15 protein-coding genes and 1 pseudogene are annotated in these 17,483 nt (G+C 72.1%); 2 read left to right on the top strand and 14 right to left on the bottom strand.

The features are described 5' to 3' along the window. The first annotated feature begins 149 nt into the window (after positions 1–149). Entirely contained in the window at positions 150–4,049 is a 3,900-nt protein-coding gene (locus tag ACFW1I_RS05730) for a DNA-directed RNA polymerase subunit beta' (protein ID WP_384666380.1), read from the top strand. A gap of 54 nt (positions 4,050–4,103) precedes the next feature. Here the strand turns inward: ACFW1I_RS05730 and ACFW1I_RS05725 are convergent, their stop codons facing one another. From ACFW1I_RS05725 to ACFW1I_RS05660, 14 genes are all read right to left on the bottom strand, one after another. Then, positions 4,104–4,367: a hypothetical protein gene (locus tag ACFW1I_RS05725; RefSeq protein WP_384666378.1), complete on the bottom strand. Its 264-nt coding sequence runs from the start codon at positions 4,365–4,367 to the stop codon at positions 4,104–4,106. Continuing rightward, positions 4,354–4,587 carry a hypothetical protein gene (locus ACFW1I_RS05720; RefSeq protein ID WP_384666377.1) on the bottom strand — a complete coding sequence of 78 codons (234 nt, stop codon included), beginning with the start codon at positions 4,585–4,587 and terminating at the stop codon, positions 4,354–4,356. Before ACFW1I_RS05720 ends, ACFW1I_RS05725 begins: the two co-directional genes overlap by 14 nt. Positions 4,588–4,609: 22 nt before the next feature. Next, complete coding sequence (locus ACFW1I_RS05715; protein WP_384666376.1) at positions 4,610–5,521, bottom strand: peptidoglycan-binding protein; 912 nt, start codon at positions 5,519–5,521, stop codon at positions 4,610–4,612. Between the two features lie 74 nt (positions 5,522–5,595). Beyond that, positions 5,596–6,003 (bottom strand): ATP-binding protein, encoded by a 408-nt coding sequence (locus ACFW1I_RS05710; protein WP_384666374.1) that lies wholly within the window; start codon positions 6,001–6,003, stop codon positions 5,596–5,598. A 34-nt stretch (positions 6,004–6,037) separates the two neighbouring features. Then, entirely contained in the window at positions 6,038–6,673 is a 636-nt protein-coding gene (locus tag ACFW1I_RS05705) for a hypothetical protein (RefSeq protein ID WP_384666372.1), read from the bottom strand. Beyond that, positions 6,673–7,773 carry a hypothetical protein gene (locus ACFW1I_RS05700; RefSeq protein ID WP_384666370.1) on the bottom strand — a complete coding sequence of 367 codons (1,101 nt, stop codon included), beginning with the start codon at positions 7,771–7,773 and terminating at the stop codon, positions 6,673–6,675. Before ACFW1I_RS05700 ends, ACFW1I_RS05705 begins: the two co-directional genes overlap by 1 nt. 7 nt (positions 7,774–7,780) lie before the next feature. Continuing rightward, positions 7,781–8,923: a hypothetical protein gene (locus ACFW1I_RS05695; RefSeq protein ID WP_384666368.1), complete on the bottom strand. Its 1,143-nt coding sequence runs from the start codon at positions 8,921–8,923 to the stop codon at positions 7,781–7,783. Positions 8,924–8,959: 36 nt separating this feature from the next. After that, a complete protein-coding gene (locus ACFW1I_RS05690; RefSeq protein ID WP_384666366.1) occupies positions 8,960–10,162 on the bottom strand; it encodes a hypothetical protein in 1,203 nt (400 codons plus the stop codon). Positions 10,163–10,210: 48 nt separating this feature from the next. Beyond that, positions 10,211–11,404, bottom strand: a complete 1,194-nt coding sequence (locus ACFW1I_RS05685) for a hypothetical protein (protein ID WP_384666364.1) — start codon at positions 11,402–11,404, stop codon at positions 10,211–10,213. A 90-nt stretch (positions 11,405–11,494) separates the two neighbouring features. After that, positions 11,495–12,418 carry a phage distal tail protein gene (locus ACFW1I_RS05680; protein ID WP_384666362.1) on the bottom strand — a complete coding sequence of 308 codons (924 nt, stop codon included), beginning with the start codon at positions 12,416–12,418 and terminating at the stop codon, positions 11,495–11,497. Between the two features lie 41 nt (positions 12,419–12,459). Next, a complete protein-coding gene (locus ACFW1I_RS05675) occupies positions 12,460–13,755 on the bottom strand; it encodes a tape-measure protein (protein WP_384666361.1) in 1,296 nt (431 codons plus the stop codon). Then, positions 13,752–14,960 carry a phage tail protein gene (locus ACFW1I_RS05670; RefSeq protein WP_384666360.1) on the bottom strand — a complete coding sequence of 403 codons (1,209 nt, stop codon included), beginning with the start codon at positions 14,958–14,960 and terminating at the stop codon, positions 13,752–13,754. The genes ACFW1I_RS05675 and ACFW1I_RS05670 overlap by 4 nt, the downstream gene beginning before the upstream one ends. A gap of 31 nt (positions 14,961–14,991) precedes the next feature. Beyond that, positions 14,992–15,903 (bottom strand): hypothetical protein, encoded by a 912-nt coding sequence (locus ACFW1I_RS05665; protein WP_384666358.1) that lies wholly within the window; start codon positions 15,901–15,903, stop codon positions 14,992–14,994. Positions 15,904–15,999: 96 nt separating this feature from the next. After that, positions 16,000–16,212: a hypothetical protein gene (locus ACFW1I_RS05660; RefSeq protein ID WP_384666356.1), complete on the bottom strand. Its 213-nt coding sequence runs from the start codon at positions 16,210–16,212 to the stop codon at positions 16,000–16,002. Positions 16,213–16,517: 305 nt separating this feature from the next. Between ACFW1I_RS05660 and ACFW1I_RS05655 the strand changes: the two are divergent. Then, a pseudogene (locus tag ACFW1I_RS05655) lies at positions 16,518–17,483 on the top strand (hypothetical protein); the annotation flags it as partial.

The following is a 17,483-nucleotide window of genomic DNA, read 5'->3' as shown; positions in this document are numbered from 1 at the left end:
GCCGCGGCGGCGGGGCGGGCGCGGTGGGGGGGGGGTGTGGGGGGTGGGGGGGGGGGGGGGTGGCTTGTGGGTCCCCCCCCCCCCCCCCCGCCCCAGGACCCCCGTATCAGACCCCACAGCCTTACAACCCTGAGAGGGATTGACGCATAGTGCTCGACGTCAACTTCTTCGACGAGCTCCGGATCGGTCTGGCCACCGCTGACGACATCCGTCAGTGGAGCCACGGCGAGGTCAAGAAGCCGGAGACCATCAACTACCGCACCCTGAAGCCCGAGAAGGACGGACTCTTCTGCGAGAAGATCTTCGGTCCGACCCGGGACTGGGAGTGCTACTGCGGCAAGTACAAGCGTGTCCGCTTCAAGGGCATCATCTGCGAGCGGTGTGGCGTCGAGGTCACCCGCGCCAAGGTGCGCCGTGAGCGGATGGGCCACATCGAGCTGGCCGCTCCCGTCACCCACATCTGGTACTTTAAGGGCGTTCCGTCGCGCCTCGGATACCTGCTCGACCTCGCCCCGAAGGACCTGGAGAAGGTCATCTACTTCGCGGCGTACATGATCACGTACGTCGACGACGAGCGTCGCACCCGCGACCTGCCGTCGCTGGAGGCCCACGTCTCCGTCGAGCGTCAGCAGATCGAGCAGCGCCGCGACTCCGACCTGGAGAACCGCGCCAAGAAGCTCGAGTCCGACCTGGCCGAGCTGGAGGCCGAGGGCGCCAAGGCCGACGTGCGCCGCAAGGTGCGCGAGGGTGCCGAGCGCGAGATGAAGCAGCTGCGCGACCGCGCGCAGCGCGAGATCGACCGTCTGGACGAGGTCTGGTCCCGCTTCAAGAACCTCAAGGTCCAGGACCTGGAGGGCGACGAGCTCCTCTACCGCGAGCTGCGTGACCGCTTCGGCACGTACTTCGACGGCTCGATGGGTGCCGCGGCGCTGCAGAAGCGCCTGGAGTCCTTCGACCTCGAGGAGGAGGCCGAGAAGCTCCGCGAGATCATCCGCACCGGCAAGGGCCAGAAGAAGACCCGTGCGCTCAAGCGCCTCAAGGTCGTCTCCGCGTTCCTGCAGACCGCGAACAGCCCCAAGGGCATGGTTCTCGACTGCGTGCCGGTCATCCCGCCGGACCTGCGTCCGATGGTGCAGCTCGACGGTGGCCGCTTCGCGACCTCCGACCTGAACGACCTGTACCGCCGTGTGATCAACCGCAACAACCGTCTGAAGCGTCTGCTCGACCTCGGTGCCCCCGAGATCATCGTGAACAACGAGAAGCGGATGCTCCAGGAGGCGGTCGACGCCCTCTTCGACAACGGCCGTCGTGGTCGCCCGGTCACGGGCCCCGGCAACCGTCCGCTGAAGTCCCTCAGCGACATGCTGAAGGGCAAGCAGGGTCGATTCCGTCAGAACCTGCTCGGCAAGCGTGTCGACTACTCGGCGCGTTCCGTCATCGTCGTCGGCCCGCAGCTCAAGCTGCACCAGTGCGGTCTGCCGAAGGCCATGGCGCTGGAGCTCTTCAAGCCGTTCGTGATGAAGCGCCTGGTCGACCTGAACCACGCGCAGAACATCAAGTCGGCGAAGCGGATGGTCGAGCGCGGCCGCACGGTCGTGTACGACGTCCTCGAAGAGGTCATCGCCGAGCACCCGGTCCTGCTGAACCGTGCGCCCACGCTGCACCGCCTCGGCATCCAGGCCTTCGAGCCGCAGCTGGTCGAGGGCAAGGCCATCCAGATCCACCCGCTCGTCTGCACCGCGTTCAACGCGGACTTCGACGGTGACCAGATGGCCGTGCACCTGCCGCTCTCCGCGGAGGCGCAGGCCGAGGCCCGCATCCTGATGCTGTCCTCGAACAACATCCTCAAGCCCGCCGACGGCCGTCCGGTGACGATGCCGACCCAGGACATGGTCCTCGGTCTGTTCTTCCTCACCACCGACGGCGAGCTGCGTGACGTCAAGGGCGAGGGCCGCGCGTTCGGCTCCACGGCCGAGGCGATCATGGCGTTCGACGCCGGCGAGCTGTCGCTGCAGTCGCAGATCGACATCCGCTTCCCGATCGGCACCGTTCCGCCGCGCGGCTGGGTTCCCCCGGTCGCCGAGGAGGGCGAGCCGGAGTGGCAGCAGGGTGACTCGTTCCGTCTGAAGACGACCCTCGGCCGCGCGCTCTTCAACGAGCTGCTGCCCGAGGACTACCCGTTCGTCGACTACTCGGTGGGCAAGAAGCAGCTCTCCGAGATCGTCAACGACCTGGCGGAGCGCTACCCCAAGGTCATCGTGGCGGCGACGCTCGACAACCTGAAGGCGGCCGGCTTCCACTGGGCGACCCGTTCGGGCGTCACCGTGGCCATCTCCGACGTCGTCGTGCCCGAGGCCAAGAAGGCCATCGTCAGGGGCTACGAGGAGCAGGACGAGAAGGTCCAGAAGCAGTACGAGCGCGGTCTGATCACCAAGGAAGAGCGCACGCAGGAGCTCATCGCGATCTGGACCAAGGCGACCAACGAGGTCGCCGAGGCGATGAACGCGAACTTCCCCAAGACGAACCCCATCTTCATGATGGTTGACTCGGGTGCCCGAGGAAACATGATGCAGATGCGGCAGATCGCCGGTATGCGTGGTCTGGTGTCGAACGCCAAGAACGAGACCATCCCGCGTCCGATCAAGGCGTCCTTCCGTGAGGGCCTCTCCGTCCTCGAGTACTTCATCTCGACGCACGGTGCCCGTAAGGGTCTCGCCGACACCGCCCTGCGTACCGCCGACTCGGGTTACCTGACCCGTCGTCTGGTGGACGTCTCGCAGGACGTCATCATCCGCGAGGAGGACTGTGGCACCGAGCGCGGTCTGAAGCTGCGGATCGCGGCCAAGGACGAGGCCGGTGTCCTGCGGAAGACGGACGACGTCGAGACCTCCGTGTACGCGCGGATGCTCGCCGAGGACGTCGTCGTGGACGGCAAGGTCATCGCGCCGGCCAACGTCGACCTGGGTGACGTGCTGATCGACGCCCTGGTCAACGCGGGCGTCGAGGAGGTCAAGACCCGCTCGGTCCTGACCTGTGAGTCCGCCGTCGGCACCTGCGCCTTCTGCTACGGCCGCTCGCTGGCCACCGGCAAGCTGGTCGACATCGGTGAGGCGGTCGGCATCATCGCCGCCCAGTCCATCGGTGAGCCCGGTACCCAGCTGACGATGCGTACCTTCCACACCGGTGGTGTGGCCGGTGACGACATCACCCAGGGTCTGCCGCGTGTCGTCGAGCTCTTCGAGGCGCGTCAGCCCAAGGGTGTCGCCCCGATCTCCGAGGCGGCCGGTCGCGTCCGCATCGAGGAGACCGAGAAGACCAAGAAGATCGTCGTCACCCCGGACGACGGCAGCGACGAGACGGCGTTCCCGATCTCGAAGCGTGCCCGTCTGCTCGTGGGCGAGGGCGACCACGTCGAGGTGGGCCAGAAGCTCACCGTGGGTGCCACCAACCCGCACGACGTGCTCCGGATCCTCGGTCAGCGCGCGGTCCAGGTCCACCTGGTCGGCGAAGTCCAGAAGGTCTACAACTCGCAGGGCGTGTCGATCCACGACAAGCACATCGAGATCATCATCCGGCAGATGCTCCGCCGCGTGACGATCATCGAGTCCGGCGACGCGGAGCTCCTCCCGGGCGAGCTGGTCGAGCGCTCGAAGTTCGAGCAGGAGAACCGTCGTGTGGTCACCGAGGGCGGTCACCCCGCCTCCGGCCGTCCGCAGCTGATGGGTATCACCAAGGCCTCGCTGGCCACGGAGTCCTGGCTGTCGGCCGCCTCCTTCCAGGAGACGACCCGAGTCCTGACGGACGCGGCGATCAACGCCAAGTCCGACAGCCTCATCGGCCTCAAGGAGAACGTGATCATCGGTAAGCTCATCCCGGCCGGTACGGGTCTGTCCCGCTACCGCAACATCCGGGTCGAGCCGACCGAGGAGGCCAAGGCGGCGATGTACTCGTCCGTCGGCTACGACGACCTCGACTACTCGCCGTTCGGCACCGGCTCCGGCCAGGCCGTTCCGCTGGAGGACTACGACTACGGTCCGTACAACCAGTAAGAGTGCGAAACCGCAGGGCGGCACCCCTTTCCGGGGGTGCCGCCCTGCGGCGTTTCAGCGGGTGGTCAGTTCCCAGAGGGCGACCAGCACGCCCGCGCTCGCGGTCAGCGCGGCGACGGAGGCGAGCGGCCAGCGGGCCCGCTCCAGGTCGTCGAGCCTGGCCTCGTGGTCGGCGAGCTGCCGGTCGGTCTGGTCGCTGCGCTGGACGAGCAGGGCGAGCGAGCCGTCGACGCGGGCGAAGCCGGCTTCGAGGGTGCCGCGGAGCCGCTCCAGTTCGAGCGCCACCGCGACCGGGTCGTTCGGATCAGCCTCGGTCATCGGCACCGCCCTGTTCCGTCCGCAGCCAGGAGGGCAGCAGGAGCTGGACGGCGGGGACCGCCATGGCCCGGGTCAGGCCGCCCGCGACGGCGAGCGCGCCGGCCACCCAGGGCAGGGAGGCGGGGATGCCGGAGGCGTCGACGAGCGCGGGCAGGACGAGGGCGAGGGCGACGGCGGTCTGCAGCACGGTGCGGGCCGTGCGCTTCGCGGCTTCGGACATGTGGGGGTCTCTCCTCACGGGATCACTGGGTGTACGGGACCTTGAGGGCGTTCCAGGAGGCGGCGCCGGGCCAGCCGTCGGCGTCGGCGCCGCGGAAGCCGAGCTTGCGCTGCCAGGCCGCGTACGACTGCCGGTCGGCCTCGGTCCAGCGGGGGCCGGGCCCGACCTGGTACCGGCCGCAGCCCTCGGCCATCAGCCGCCGGCCCATCGCGGTGACCAGCGGGGAGCTGGGGGCGGTGCGGAAGAACGAGGTGCCGGGGAAGGGGTGGTACCTCGGGGCGGCGGGCTTCGCCGGGGCGGTCGGCCGGGGGGCGGGGGCGGCGCCGAGCCGTTTCTGCACCCGGTCGCGCAGGCCCGGCATGCCGAAGCCCTTGGGGTCGCTCTTCCAGTCGGACCACTCCAGGTGGCCGATGACGGACTTCGCGCCCCAGCCGTGGGCCCGGCAGAGGGCGGCGGAGACCCGCTCGATCGCGTCGAGCTGGGCGGCCGGCCAGGGGTCGGTGCCGTCGCCGAGGTTGACGCACTCGAAGCCGTAGAAGCGGGAGTTGCCGTCGACGGCGCCGGGACTGCCCTGGTGCTCGCGGGGGGCCGGCGGCCGGTCGCCGTACGCCTCGGTGACGACGGCCCGCAGCACGGACGGGTCGCCGCCGCCGGCGTGGTTGGCGCGGCCGTGGGCCACCAGGTGGACGGTGCCGTCCTTGGCGATCACGCCGTGGCAGAGCGGGCCGGGCAGGCCCTCGTAGCCGTCGAAGCACAGCGCGACCGAGGACCTGGTGCCGCTGGACACGGTGTGGTGGATCATGACGCCGGAGACCGGGCCCCAGGCACCGGCGCCGTTGCGGTTGTGGGTGCGCCAGCCGGGGTGCTCGACGACGGTGACGCCTTCGGCGCGGAGCGCGGCGAGGAGCCGGTCCGCGGAGAGGGGAGTGGCCAACTGTTCTCCTCCAGACATGCGAAGACCCCGGCCGTCGGCGGCGCGGGGCGGGCGTGCGGGGCGTGCGCGGGGCGTTACGGGGCGGGCTCCGGTTCCGGGGCCGGCCCGGGCTCCGGTGCGGGGGCCGGGGCCCAGGTGGCGCAGAGTGCGGCGGAGGCGGCCCGGCGGGTCTCGAAGTCGGCCAGGGCGGCGGCGACGGCCCGGACGACCGCGGCCGGGTCGGGCACGGCCGGGCGGCCGTGCGCCGGCTGGACCATGGCGAGGCCGTGGCCGCGGAGCTGGGCGCCGCTCTCGCCGCTCTCGACGACCTGGGCGGTGACGTACACCGCCGGGTACTCGCCGGTCATCGGGTCGAGCTGCAGCGGGCCGCCGAGGGTGTTGTCGTACAGGCGCAGGTCGACGGTGTGGCCGTCCTCGACGACGGTGCCGCGGCCCGCGTAGTCGATCTCGACGCCCCAGGGCTGGTTCGGGTCGGGGATCACGGGTGCTGTCCTCTCTCGGTGGTGCGGGGCGGGGTCAGGTCTGGCGGCCGTGCATCAGCACCGGCTTGGCGTAGACCGTGCCGGAGGCGCTGGTGACCTGGGCCTGGATCTCCACGGTGAGGTCCTTGCCGAAGTCGGCCTGCATGTCGGCGGTGACGACGCCGGTGTGGTCGAAGACGGAGCCGGCGGCCACGGTCGGGCCGAACTGGGCGCCGCCGACCATCACCCGGATCTGTCCGGTGGCGCCGGAGGAGGCCCGGGTGAACATCCGGAGCCGCATCTTGGGCTGCCAGACCGGGTTCTGCGACTGGGCGATCGTCGCCCAGGCGGTGGAGGCGGTCGCCGGCCAGTTCGCCGAGGCCATGTCCTGCGGCGGCAGCATCGGCAGCCAGGGCCGGGCGAGGCCGCCGCTGAGGATGTCGTCGGAGAGGACCTCGTGGCCGTAGGCGTCGTTGAAGCGCAGCACGGGCTTGGTGCCGCCCGGGCCGCTGGTGGTGAGGTGGGCGACGACCGTGGCCGGGTCCCCGGGGTCGGGCTGCCGCTTCAGCGTCAGCGAGCCGTTGGTGATCTCGGTCAGCGGCGGGCGGGTGTGGACCGCCGCGGAAAGGGCGTTGAGCCGGCGCTCCATCTGGATCAGCCGGTCGATGATGTCCTCGGGCAGCAGTGCCATCAGGCCTTCTCCAGGGCGAGTTCGGCGGTGTCGGGGCGGCCCCGCTCGGCCGGCCGGACCTTCACGCCGACGATCCGGAAGCGGGCGTCGAGGCCCGTCGGGTGCCATTCGTCGGTGATCCGGATGCGGGCGGTGCGGCCGAGGAGCGCCGGGGGCACGATCCCGGAGAGCCGGATGCTGATCTCGGGGATCTGCACCGAGCCCTCGGCCTCGGCGAGGGCGGCCTTGGCCAGCGCGTCCAGCGTGGCCTTGTCGCTGATGTCGTTGTAGTCCGTGGAGATGTCCAGCTGGGGCCAGCGGTCCGGCAGTCCGGTGGCGGTGACCTCCGCGGACAGGGTCGGCCGGGACTCGGCGGCGGCGTTGGCGTTCGTCCCGGCGCCGCGGGCGAGCGAGGTGGTGCCGCCGCGGGTGGCGTCGTCCGGCAGGGAGTAGCTGAGGATCGTGCCGGGCCGGTCGAAGACCATGTCCGTGGCGCCGGTGCGGATCCTGGGCGAGCCGAGCCGGAGCCGGCGGACCCGCTGCCCGTGGGTGGGGTCGCGGTAGACGAGGATCTGGTACTCGAAGCCGTCCTCGTAGGCGCCGAGCTGGTCGAGCGCCTCCTGGTAGGCGGTCTCGTCGCCGAGCCGGAAGGAGGCGGTGCGCGGCACCGGCTCCGAGGGGGTGTCGTCGCCCGGCTCGACGAGGCTCGCCCCGAGGCCGGCGCCGAGCCGTGCCCACAGGTCGCGGGCGATCTCGAACTGCTCGACCTGGTTGTACTTGAGGTCGACGCGGATCCGGCGCCGGGCCGCGTACGAGTCGAAGGTGGCGGCCTGGATGCCGAGGGTGACCACGCCGCGGTCGCTGCTCTGGAGGTTGGTGGTCCAGACGATGCCGCCCCACCACAGGTAGCCGCCGCGCTCCAGGTAGACGGTGGTGCGGCCGGGCTTGATCTGGTGGGCCCGGTCGGCCATCGCGCGGTCGGGGATGGGGACGGTGCCGGAGAGCGAGCCGGCGCGGCCGATGTAGTCCTCGAAGGAGACGTCCCGCAGGGGCAGGATGTCGAGGGTGTGGTCGGTCACCAGGTCGCAGAAGATGGCCCGGTAGGGCGTGTCGAGACTCATGCGGACCTCACGGGAGGATGTAGGTGGCGCTGACGCGGACGTTGCGGCCGTTGACGAGGGCGCCGTTCGAGGACCAGGTGCGCAGGGTGACCTGGCCGTTGGTGGAGAGCCAGGCGGTGCCGTCGGCGAAGCCGTCGGAGACCACCGCGTCCATGCCGACGGCGGTGCGCCAGCCGGACGGCAGGGTGCACAGGGGCTCGTCGACGATGTTGCCGGCGCTGTTGGCGTCGATCTGCGGCCCGGTGCGGTTGAGGGTGACCGTCATGGTGCACAGCCCGCTCCGGGTGCGCCGGGCGTCGTAGGAGACGAGGGCCCAGTTGGGGAGCGCGACCGCGCCGGACGTGGTCGTCTCGGACTCCACCGGCGGGTGGTAGGTCGCCCACACGGTGCCGTTCCACCGCTGGAGCACGCCGTTGTGCTCGCGGAACTGACCGGCGTAGCTGCCGACCGAGAGCGCGCCCTGCGGGGCGACGCCGCCGAGTTCCTTCGGGTACGGCACCCACTCGGTGCCGCTCCACCGCTGGAGGTGGTGGGCGGTGTGGTTGTCCTGGTACTGGCCCGGATACGAGCCCGGCACACCGGCGTTGTTGTAGACGGGCAGGATGCCGCCGACGGCCGCGACCGTGGTGCGCAGGTCGGTCAGGTCGCCGCCGGTCCAGGCGATGCCGCCGGTGCCGGCCGAGGTCCCGGCCTTGACGCGGACGGTGAACAGCGGCAGCGACGAGGCCGGCGCGGGCGGGGCGACCGGGGTGGCCGACGGCTGGCCGACGACGATCTCCAGGCCGGCCTCGTACGTGCCGCCGTTGTCGGCGTCGGCGTCGCGGACGCGGAGCACGACGAGGTCGATCCGCGGGTGCAGCGGGTTGCCGTCGCCGAAGGTGAGGACGGTGTCCCCGTCGAGGGTGACCGGGTACGCGCCCTGCTCCGGCGGGCCCTGGACGACGGCCCGCCCCGCGTGGACGGTCGAGGTCATCGGCCCGCTGCCGGTCATGGACAGTCCGCCGACCCGGTACTGGCCGTCCGCGGAGCCCGGCAGGACGCCGGAGCGGGAGACGAGCGGGTCGGCCGGGGTGACGGCCCCGACCTGGGTCAGGCGGGTCGTCTGGCGGGTCTGGCCGGTGGGCAGCAGCCAGCCGGGACGCACAGCCATGGGGTGCTCCTTTCGGTGGGCGGGGGCGGTGGCCGGCTACGGCAGCGGGTCGACCTTGATGTACGTGTTGTCGATGACGGCCTTGATGGCCGGGGTGGTGGGGACGACCCGGAAGAAGGCGGTGAGCGTGTAGGTCTCGCCCGGGGTCAGGTTGGAGATCCGGCGGATGGTGGAGGCCGTGATCGTCGTGGTGCTCGCGGAGTAGATCCCGTACTCGTCCTGGGGCGGGGCGACGACCGTGCCGCCGCGGGAGAGTTCGAGCGCCATGTACGCGTGGCAGTCGTCGCGGGACTTCATGCGGCAGCCGAAGGCGACGGCGACCGACTTCGACGGCGGGGCGGTGAAGGAGACCTTGAGCGGGTTGGTGGTGCGGCCCACCAGCGTCGAGGTGTAGGTGCCGGACGTGGTCTCGCCCTCGTCGGCGCTGTCGACGAAGTACGGGCCGGGCACGGCCGGCACCCAGGCCGTGCCGTTGTACCGCTGGAGGATGCCGGTGGTGGAGTCCCGGTACTGGCCGGTGTAGCTCGCGGGGGTGCTGGAGGCCGAGCTGGGGACGATGCCGCCGACCTCCTCCGGGTACGAGACCCAGGCCCCGCCGTTCCAGCGCTGCAGCGGCTGCTTGTTGCCGGTGTCCTGGAACTGGCCCGGGTAGGCGCCGGGCTGCGCCGGGCCCTCCAGCGGGAGGATGCCGCCGAGGCCGACGACCGGGGTGCGCAGGTCCTTGAGCGAACTGTCCCACGGGATGCCGCCGTTGCCCGCGCTGACGCCGGCCGGCACGAGCACCTCGTACAGCGCCAGGCAGCGCGGCCCGGCGGCCGGGGGCTGCGGGTTCGGGTCGGCGGTGCCCTGGATGACCTCCAGCTTCGCCTCGTACCGCTCGTTCTGCGGGTCGACGTCGTACAGCGAGTCGTAGATCTTGAGGACGATCAGGTCGACGCGGTTGTACTGGGCGTTGCCCGGGGCGAAGGTGACGGTCTCGGAGTTCGGCAGCGTCACCGGGTAGGCGCCCTGCGAGATCTCGCCCTGGATGACCGCCCGGCCCTCGGAGACGGTCGCGGTCATCGGGGCCGAGCCGAAGGTCCAGAAGCCGGAGAGCCGGTACTGGCCGTCGTAGGAGCCGGGCAGGATGCCGGAGCGGACCTGGACCGGGTTGGCGAGGGTGGTGACGCCGGTCTGGGTGAGGCGGGTGTCCTCGCGGGTCTGGCCGGTCACGGCGAGCCAGCTGCTGCGCAGGTTCACGGGGTTCTCCAATCGGGGAGGTGCGGTGGGTTCGTCGGGGGAGTGGGGTCAGGACCTGATCCACTCGGCGGCGAGGGTGCAGCCGTAGCCGGAGCCGCCGAGGGTCTTCACCGCCGCGCCGCTGTTCTGGAAGCCGGAGAGCTGGAGCGTGTCGCCCGCGCTGAGCGGGAGCAGGCCGCTGCCGCCGACGGTGATGGCGCCGTTGCCGGCCGGGATGAGCCAGGTGAAGCGGGCCTGGCCGACGCCACTGATGAGGATCCGGGCGCCGCGCATGCCGGTCTGGCTGTCGTTGGCGAAGGTGGCGTGGGCGGTGACCCGGTACCAGCCGGCGCGGGACACGGTGTAGGTGGTGGTGCCGTTGAAGCCGCCGGTGTCGTCGACCTCGACGGTCGGCAGGCTGAGCGTGGTCCAGGTGCCGGAGGGGATCGTCTGCTGCTGCGCGGTCGTCCACTGGGTGGCGCCGAACAGCACGGTGGTGGCGCCCTCCGTGTACTGCCAGGCGCCGCCGTCCCAGCGCTGGAGGCCCTTGCCGGTGTCCCGGAACTGTCCGGTGTAGCCGCCGGTGGCGGTGGTGCTCGGCGCGATGCCGCCGATCGCCTTCGGGTACGAGACCCAGGTGGTGCCGTCCCAGCGCTGGAGCAGCCCGGCGGCGTCCCGGTACTGGCCGGCGTAGGCGCCCTTGTAGCCGCTGGTCGGCATGATCCCGCCGAGGGCGACGACCGGCCAGTGCTGGGTGGTGACGGCGGTCGCCCAGGCGATGCCGCCGGTGCCGGCCGAGACGCCCCTCGGCACCCGGATGGTGTAGAGCGGCAGCACGCTGCCGGCGGGGCTGGCCGGGACCTGCGGGGTGGCCTCGGGCTTGCCCTTGACGAGGCGGACGACGGCCTCGGTGGTGCCGGTCTGGTCGTAGGCGTCGTCGACGACGGCCAGTTCGATCAGGTCGATCCGGTCGTACTCCGCGTTGCCGTCCTCGACGGTCAGCGTCTCCGGCGCGGTGACGGCGACCAGGTAGGCGCCCTGGGCGGTGTCCTTGCCCTGCACGATCGCGCGGCCGGTGCCGACGGTGGCCTGCATGGGCGCGCTGCCGGTGAGCAGCAGGCCGCCGGGCAGGACGCCGGGCCGGGAGCGGAGCGGGGTCTCTTCGGGGCTCTGGCCGCTGGGGGTGAGGAGGGCGGCGAGGGTGAGCCGGGTGTCCTCGCGGGTCTGGCCGGTGGGCTGGAGCCAGGCGGCTCGTACGGTCATGGGGTCACCTCGGGGTAGGGGAGGGGATGCGGTACGGCCGCCGGGCGGCGGCGCGCGGCGGCCGCCCGGCGGCGCGGGGTCATGCGCCCGTCACCATTCGGCGCTGCGCCAGCGGACGGTCATGAGGGCCTGCTCGGGGCCCTCCTCGGGCCGGAAGGACAGGTCGCTGCGGCCGGGCTCCAGGACGAACAGCTCCTCCGGGGTGGAGTCGGCCATCGCCGTGTGCAGCCGGGACGCGGAGTTGTTGAGCATCACGGTGCCCGCGCGGGTGTCGACGGTGAGTTCGTCGCCGGCGGCCAGGTCGATCGCGTACCGCAGCCGGCGGCGGCTGACCCGCTCGGTGACGCTCGGCATCGAGCAGGGGCCGCGGAAGACGATCACCGGGTGGGTGGGGGCGGAGCCGGTGTTCTCGGCGACGGCGTCGCCGGTGGACTTGGCCTCGCCCCAGGACAGCGGCCAGGTCAGCGGCCAGGTGAGGCCGGCCTCCGGCTGCGGCGGGGTGGTCGTGGCGATCTGCTCGTTGACCACGTACCGGCGGGGGTCGGCGGCCAGCCACTGGACGGACATCCGGGAGCTGCCCTGGGTGGCGAAGCCCTGGTCGGCGGGGACCACGCGCTGGGCGATCCGGGCGCGCACGGCGAGCGTCTCGCCGTGCAGCCGGACGGCGAGCCAGCGCTCCTCGTCGAGCAGGGCCAGCGCCTGCCGCAGCGCCCGCACGGCGGCGGGGGCGCCGCCGTGCTCGGGCATCAGGACGATGGTGCCGCCGGTCTTGCGGGGCTTGGCGTAGCGGGAGCCGGGCCAGGCGCCGTGGGAGGTCGGGCGGTCGGCGTCGGAGGAGTCGTACTCGGGCAGGTCCTCCCAGCCGGACAGGCCGGACTTGTCGACGGCGAAGGGGGTGCCGGGGCCGATGAGCAGCCCGGCCCACTGCATCTGCCCGTCCTGGGTGATGAGCGAGCCGGGCGCGAGGTCGGCGGTGTGGGAGTTTCCGGCGTACGGGGTCGTGGTCTCGGCCATGGCGGCCGTCACCTCACTTCGGATGGGCGTACGGAGGGCGGTCAGGAGCCGGCGGCGGCGAGGACCGGCCAGTCGGCCGCGGACGGCCCGGCGTGGGCGGTCAGCAGGAAGAGCAGGTCCTCGGCGGTGCCGCGGGGGCCGGCGCCGGGCTCCTCGTGGAAGTCCCGGACGCGGTGCGGCCGCGGGGGCGGCTCGGTGAGGGCCGGGACGCGCCGGTGCTCCAGCTGGGCCACCGGGTCGATGCGGTGGTCGTCCGGGGTGCCGGGGGAGACGATGCCGCCCTCGGCGAGCATCGGGAGCTTGTCGAGTTCGACGCCGAACTTCTTGCCGGTGAGGGGGATCTCGAAGCTGAGCTTGTTGAGCCCGTCGATGATCCAGTTGGCGAAGGCGATGAGGCCGTTGACCGGCCCCTTGACCACGCCGAGGACGGCGCTGAGCCCGCCCTTCACCAGCTCTCCGATGCCGCGCAGGGCCTGGGAGACGGCGTCCTTGGCGGTGCGGAAGAAGCCGGGGATCTTGTCGGTGATCCAGCGGACGACCGGCCGCACCGCGGTTCTGATCGCGCCGATGGTGCGGGAGGCGATGCCGGTGAGCGCGGTCGAGGCGGAGCGGACGGCGGAGCCGATCCGGGAGATCCCGCCGATGACCGAGCCCAGGATCCGGAACGCGGTCTTGAAGACCGTCAGGTACGCCTTGAAGTAGAGGCCGACGGCCTTGCCGATGAGCTTCAGGATCGGCTGGAGGAAGGCCCAGATCGCCTGGAAGCCCTTGAGGGCCTGCTGGATGCCCTGCCGGATGATCCGTTGGCCCGTCCGGGAGTTGACGGCCAGTTCGACGAGGTACGCCGCGATGGGCACGATCAGGCCGACGAGGAAGCCGAGCGGGTTGGCCCGCATGGCGACGTTGACGCCCGTCATGGCGATCGAGGCGACGGTCATGACGGTGCCGAAGGTGCCCATCAGGCCGGCGATGACGTCGGTGACGGGCAGCAGCGGCAGCAGGGCGCCGAGGAGCGCGCCGGCGCCGGTGCCGATCCGCCGGGCGGCGGTACGGGCCCTGCCGGCGGCGGTCGCGGTCCGCTTGAGGCGGGCGGCGGCGGGGGAGCGGCGGAGCTTGTCGAGGGCGGTGCCGGTGCCGGCGGAGTCCCGGCCGAGGGCGCGGACGCCGGTGCCGGCGGTGCGGGCGGCGGTGGTGAGGGAGCCGAGGCCGGCGGCGGCGCGCCGGATGTCCTGCCGGAGGCCGCTCACCGCGCCCCGCGCGCCGGTGGCGCCCTGCCGCAGGGCGTCCATCGGGCCGGCGACCACGCGGAACCGGGGCATGGCGAGCGCGGCGCTCATGCCCGGGCTCCTCGCGCCTTCACCAGGTACATGAGGGCGTCGGCGGTGGCCTTCGGGTTGTTGTCGCGGGCGGCGTGGTAGTGCTCGATGTGCAGTCCGGCGCCGACGGTTCCGGCGGACGGGCCGCCGGCCTGGCGGGCCCGGCGGGCGGTGAGGGCGAGCAGCCGGTCGAGCTTGGAGAGCGGCAGGACGGCCTCGGCCTCGCCGGCCTCGGCGAGGATGGCCGGGACGCCGCCGGTGCGGGGCATGACGACACCGCCGGTGGCGAGCATCGGGATGGTCGGGATGGAGACGCCGAAGGTCTTGCCGCCGACGACGGGCACCCAGCCGGGGACGCTGACCTTGACCTTGTTGAGGGCGCCGATCATGCGGTTGATCAGGCCGATGACCGCGTTGATCGGGCCCTTCACGCCGTTCTTGATGCCGTCGAAGGCGCGGGACGCGATGGACTTGAGGCCGTTCCAGATCGAGGACATCTTGTCCTTGACCGCGCTGAACGCCTTGGGGATCGCGGACTTGATCCAGTTGACGACCGGGGTGATGACGCGCTTGATGCCGTTCCAGACGGTGCTGATCACCGTCTTGATCGCCTTCATGACCGTGGTGATGACCGTCTTCCAGATCTTCACGTAGGTCTTGATGACGGTGGCGACGGCCTTGACGACGGTCGAGATGGCCTTCTTGATGCCGTTCCAGACCGTCTTGATCAGCGACCCGGCCTTCTTCATGATCGGCCCGATGGCCTTCATGACCGAGCTGATCACGCTCTTGATCGCGCTGAACGCCTTCTTCAGGACCGTCTGCATCGTCTTCGAGCGCAGCGCCATGTCGACGATCGCCTCGATGAGCGGCATGAAGAGTTCGAGCAGCCGGACCAGGAAGTTGCCCTTCATGGACCTGTTGAGCTTGTCCTGGCCCTTGGCGGCCTTGCCGGCGCCGGACTCGTACCGGCCGAGCTTGCCGCCGGCCGACTGGGCGGTGTCGCCGGCCTTCTTCATGGCCCGCTCGGCCTGGTCGGACGCGGTCTTGAGGTTCTTGAGCTGGGTGCCGGCGCCCTGGGCGTTCGTACGCAGCGTCCTGAGCTGACCGGACGCGGCCCGGCCGGCGTCGCCGACCTTCCTGACCGAGGTGCCGGCGCCGGATGCCTGGGACTTGAGGCCGCCGAGCGCGGTCGAGGCGTTCCTGAGGTTCCTGACGAGAGACATGGGTGTACCTCCTTTCGGGACGGGGTGGGGGTCAGGCGCCGGCGCCGCCGGTCATCTCCCGGTTGAGTGCCTGCACCGCCTCGGCGAACCCGCGCATGTGCCGGGTGAGCGTGCTGGTGTGGGTGGCGAGCTTCTCGGCCGCGTCGGCGGCCGGACCGAGGGTGCCGGCCTTGGGGACGCCGTCCACGTCGAAGTTGCGCATGGCGGACTTGAGCTTTCCGATGGCCTTGGCGAAGTCGGCGGTCTTCTTGGGGTCGGAGTTCAGCACCGCGCCCTTGATCTTGCCCATGCCGGTGGCCACCTGCGGCAGGGCCTGGTGGTCCACGTTCCTGACCGCGTTCGCGACCTTCTCGACGCCCTTCGCCGCGCCGCTCGCCTCCCGCTTGCCCGGGAACTTGCGGAACTGCTCGACGAAGCCGGGGGCGTGCTTGTTGAACGCCTCCAGGAGCGGGTTGAGCAGCTTGAGCTCGTACCGCAGCGGACCGAACTTGGCGTCCGCCGGGATGGGGGCCATCGCCCCGCCGCCGGCGCCGTCCGCCGGGGGGCGCCCGGCGTCCGCCAGGCGCTTGGCGCGCGCCTCGTCGAGGACGTCCTGGAGCCTGCGCCGTTCGGTGCCGCCGTAGTCGCTCCCGGGGTTGCGGACCCGGACCATGCGTTCGCCGGCCTCGTTGCGCGGGGTGGCGAGGCTCTGGGCCTTGAGGGTCAGCGTCTTGGCCGCGATCGCGGCCGAGGTCTTGATGGACGTGACGAGGGCGGCGCCGGCGGCGACGGCGCCCGCGGTGGCGAGGGCGATCCAGCCGCCCTCGGTGAAGAGGTTGTAGACGGTGGGGACGATGCCGAGGTTGAGGTCCTCCATCGTCTGTTCCCACGCGGGCTTCTCCTCCTCGCCGCCCGCGGGGGGTTCGGCGGCGCCGCCGCCGGTCGGTTCTGCGGGTTCTGCCATGTCGTTCCTCCGCTTCCGGCCCGTGGGGGCCAAGCGCCGAAAAGCCCCTGCCGGATCCCGGCAGGGGCTCGTGTCCACAGGGGCTGCGCGTCGCGGCTAGGCGCCGGTCTCCGGGCGGGAGCCGCGCCGCGCCGTCGCGAGGGCGTCGTTCCAGCCCGCCGCGTACGCGAGGGTCTCGCGGCGGGAGACCTCGGCGCACAAGGTGCCGAGCAGCGCTCTCTTGTCGAGGGCGGCGGGTCCGTCGAGGAGCCGGCGGAGGCGGTCCTGGAGCGGGATGTGCGGTCGCGATGCCTCGCCCGGCTGAGTCATGGACGCCTGCCTTCCGTTGCTTGCCCGTGCGTGCGTGGCGGCGCCGCGTGCGTGCGGAGAGCGGGGGCACCACGTGTTCGAACTGCTGTGCGAACAGAGTGTGGAACATCTGTTCGATGTTTGTCGAGCGGGTTGGGCCTGACGGCGTGTCTTCTCGTCAAGTCCCCGTACGAGTTGGCGGTGATCGAAAGAAAACTTCGACCGGGTAATCTGGAGGACGCTCTTCCCGGACCCGACCACTCCGGGGGAGCGAGGGGCGCGAGGGGCGCGCGGGGACCCCAGGGGGCTGGAAGGCAGCACTGACCATGGACACGGAGCCTGGAGCGAACCGGCGGGAGCGGGTGGTCGACTGGCTCGCGTCCCACCCCGACCTGCCCCACCTCTTCGCACGCCTCTCCGAGCTCGTCCACGTCCTCGGACACGCCCCCGACGAGCTGGTCGTCATCCCCCGGTCAGAGATCGACCGCCGGGAGACCACCGCCTTCACCTCCGGCTGGGCCGAGGCCGTCTCCGACGAACTCCCGCGCATACGACGGGAGTACGAGCGCCGCGTCGCCGACGCGTACGCCCAGGGGCAGAACGACGCGCGGGGCGTCCGCCGGCCGCCGCGCCGGACGGACAACGCCGGACCGCAGGACGGGGCCCGCGTGATCGCGCTGCCCTTCGCCCGCCTCCTCGAACCGCCCGCCGCCGTCGTCGAGGCCGAGGAGCGGGTGCGCCGGGAGCGCGAGCTGTTCGAACAGCGCCCCGCGCCGGAGCCCGAGCCCGGCCCGTACGCCCCCGAGCCCGGCGGACGGGAGCCCGGCGGACGGGAGCCCGGCGGACGGGAGCCCGGCGGACGGGAGCCGGAGCGCGACCCCGAGCCCGAGCCGGAGCACGGCAAGGAGCCCGCCCCGGACCCGGAGCCCGAACAGCCCGTCACCGCCCAGGAGGGCAGGGCCCGCCGGAATCCGCAGCCCGTCCGGAAGGTCGTCCGCGGCAAGGGCGGCCGCCCGATCGTGCCCCCGCTGGCCCACATCCCCGGCCAGCAGGGCCCGCCCGGCGAACGCCGGGACGCCGACGCCGGCGGAGAGCAGCGCCCGGGCCGGGGCCGGCGCCTCTCCGAGCGGGCCAAGGCCCTGGAGGAGGAGCTGGCCGCCGAGCGGACACCGGAAGCGCCCCCGGGGCCCGCCCCCCCGGAGGGGGGGGGCCCCCGGGGGCCCGGGGCCGCCCCGCCACCACTCGACGATCCGCCCCTCGGCGTCCTCGCGCCACAGGGCGATCGGCAGCAG

Source organism: Streptomyces sp. NPDC058955, from assembly GCF_042741435.1.
GTDB lineage: Bacteria > Actinomycetota > Actinomycetes > Streptomycetales > Streptomycetaceae > Streptomyces.
Note: the sequence above shows the minus strand (reverse complement) of the source record. Positions and strands in the feature narration are given on the sequence as shown.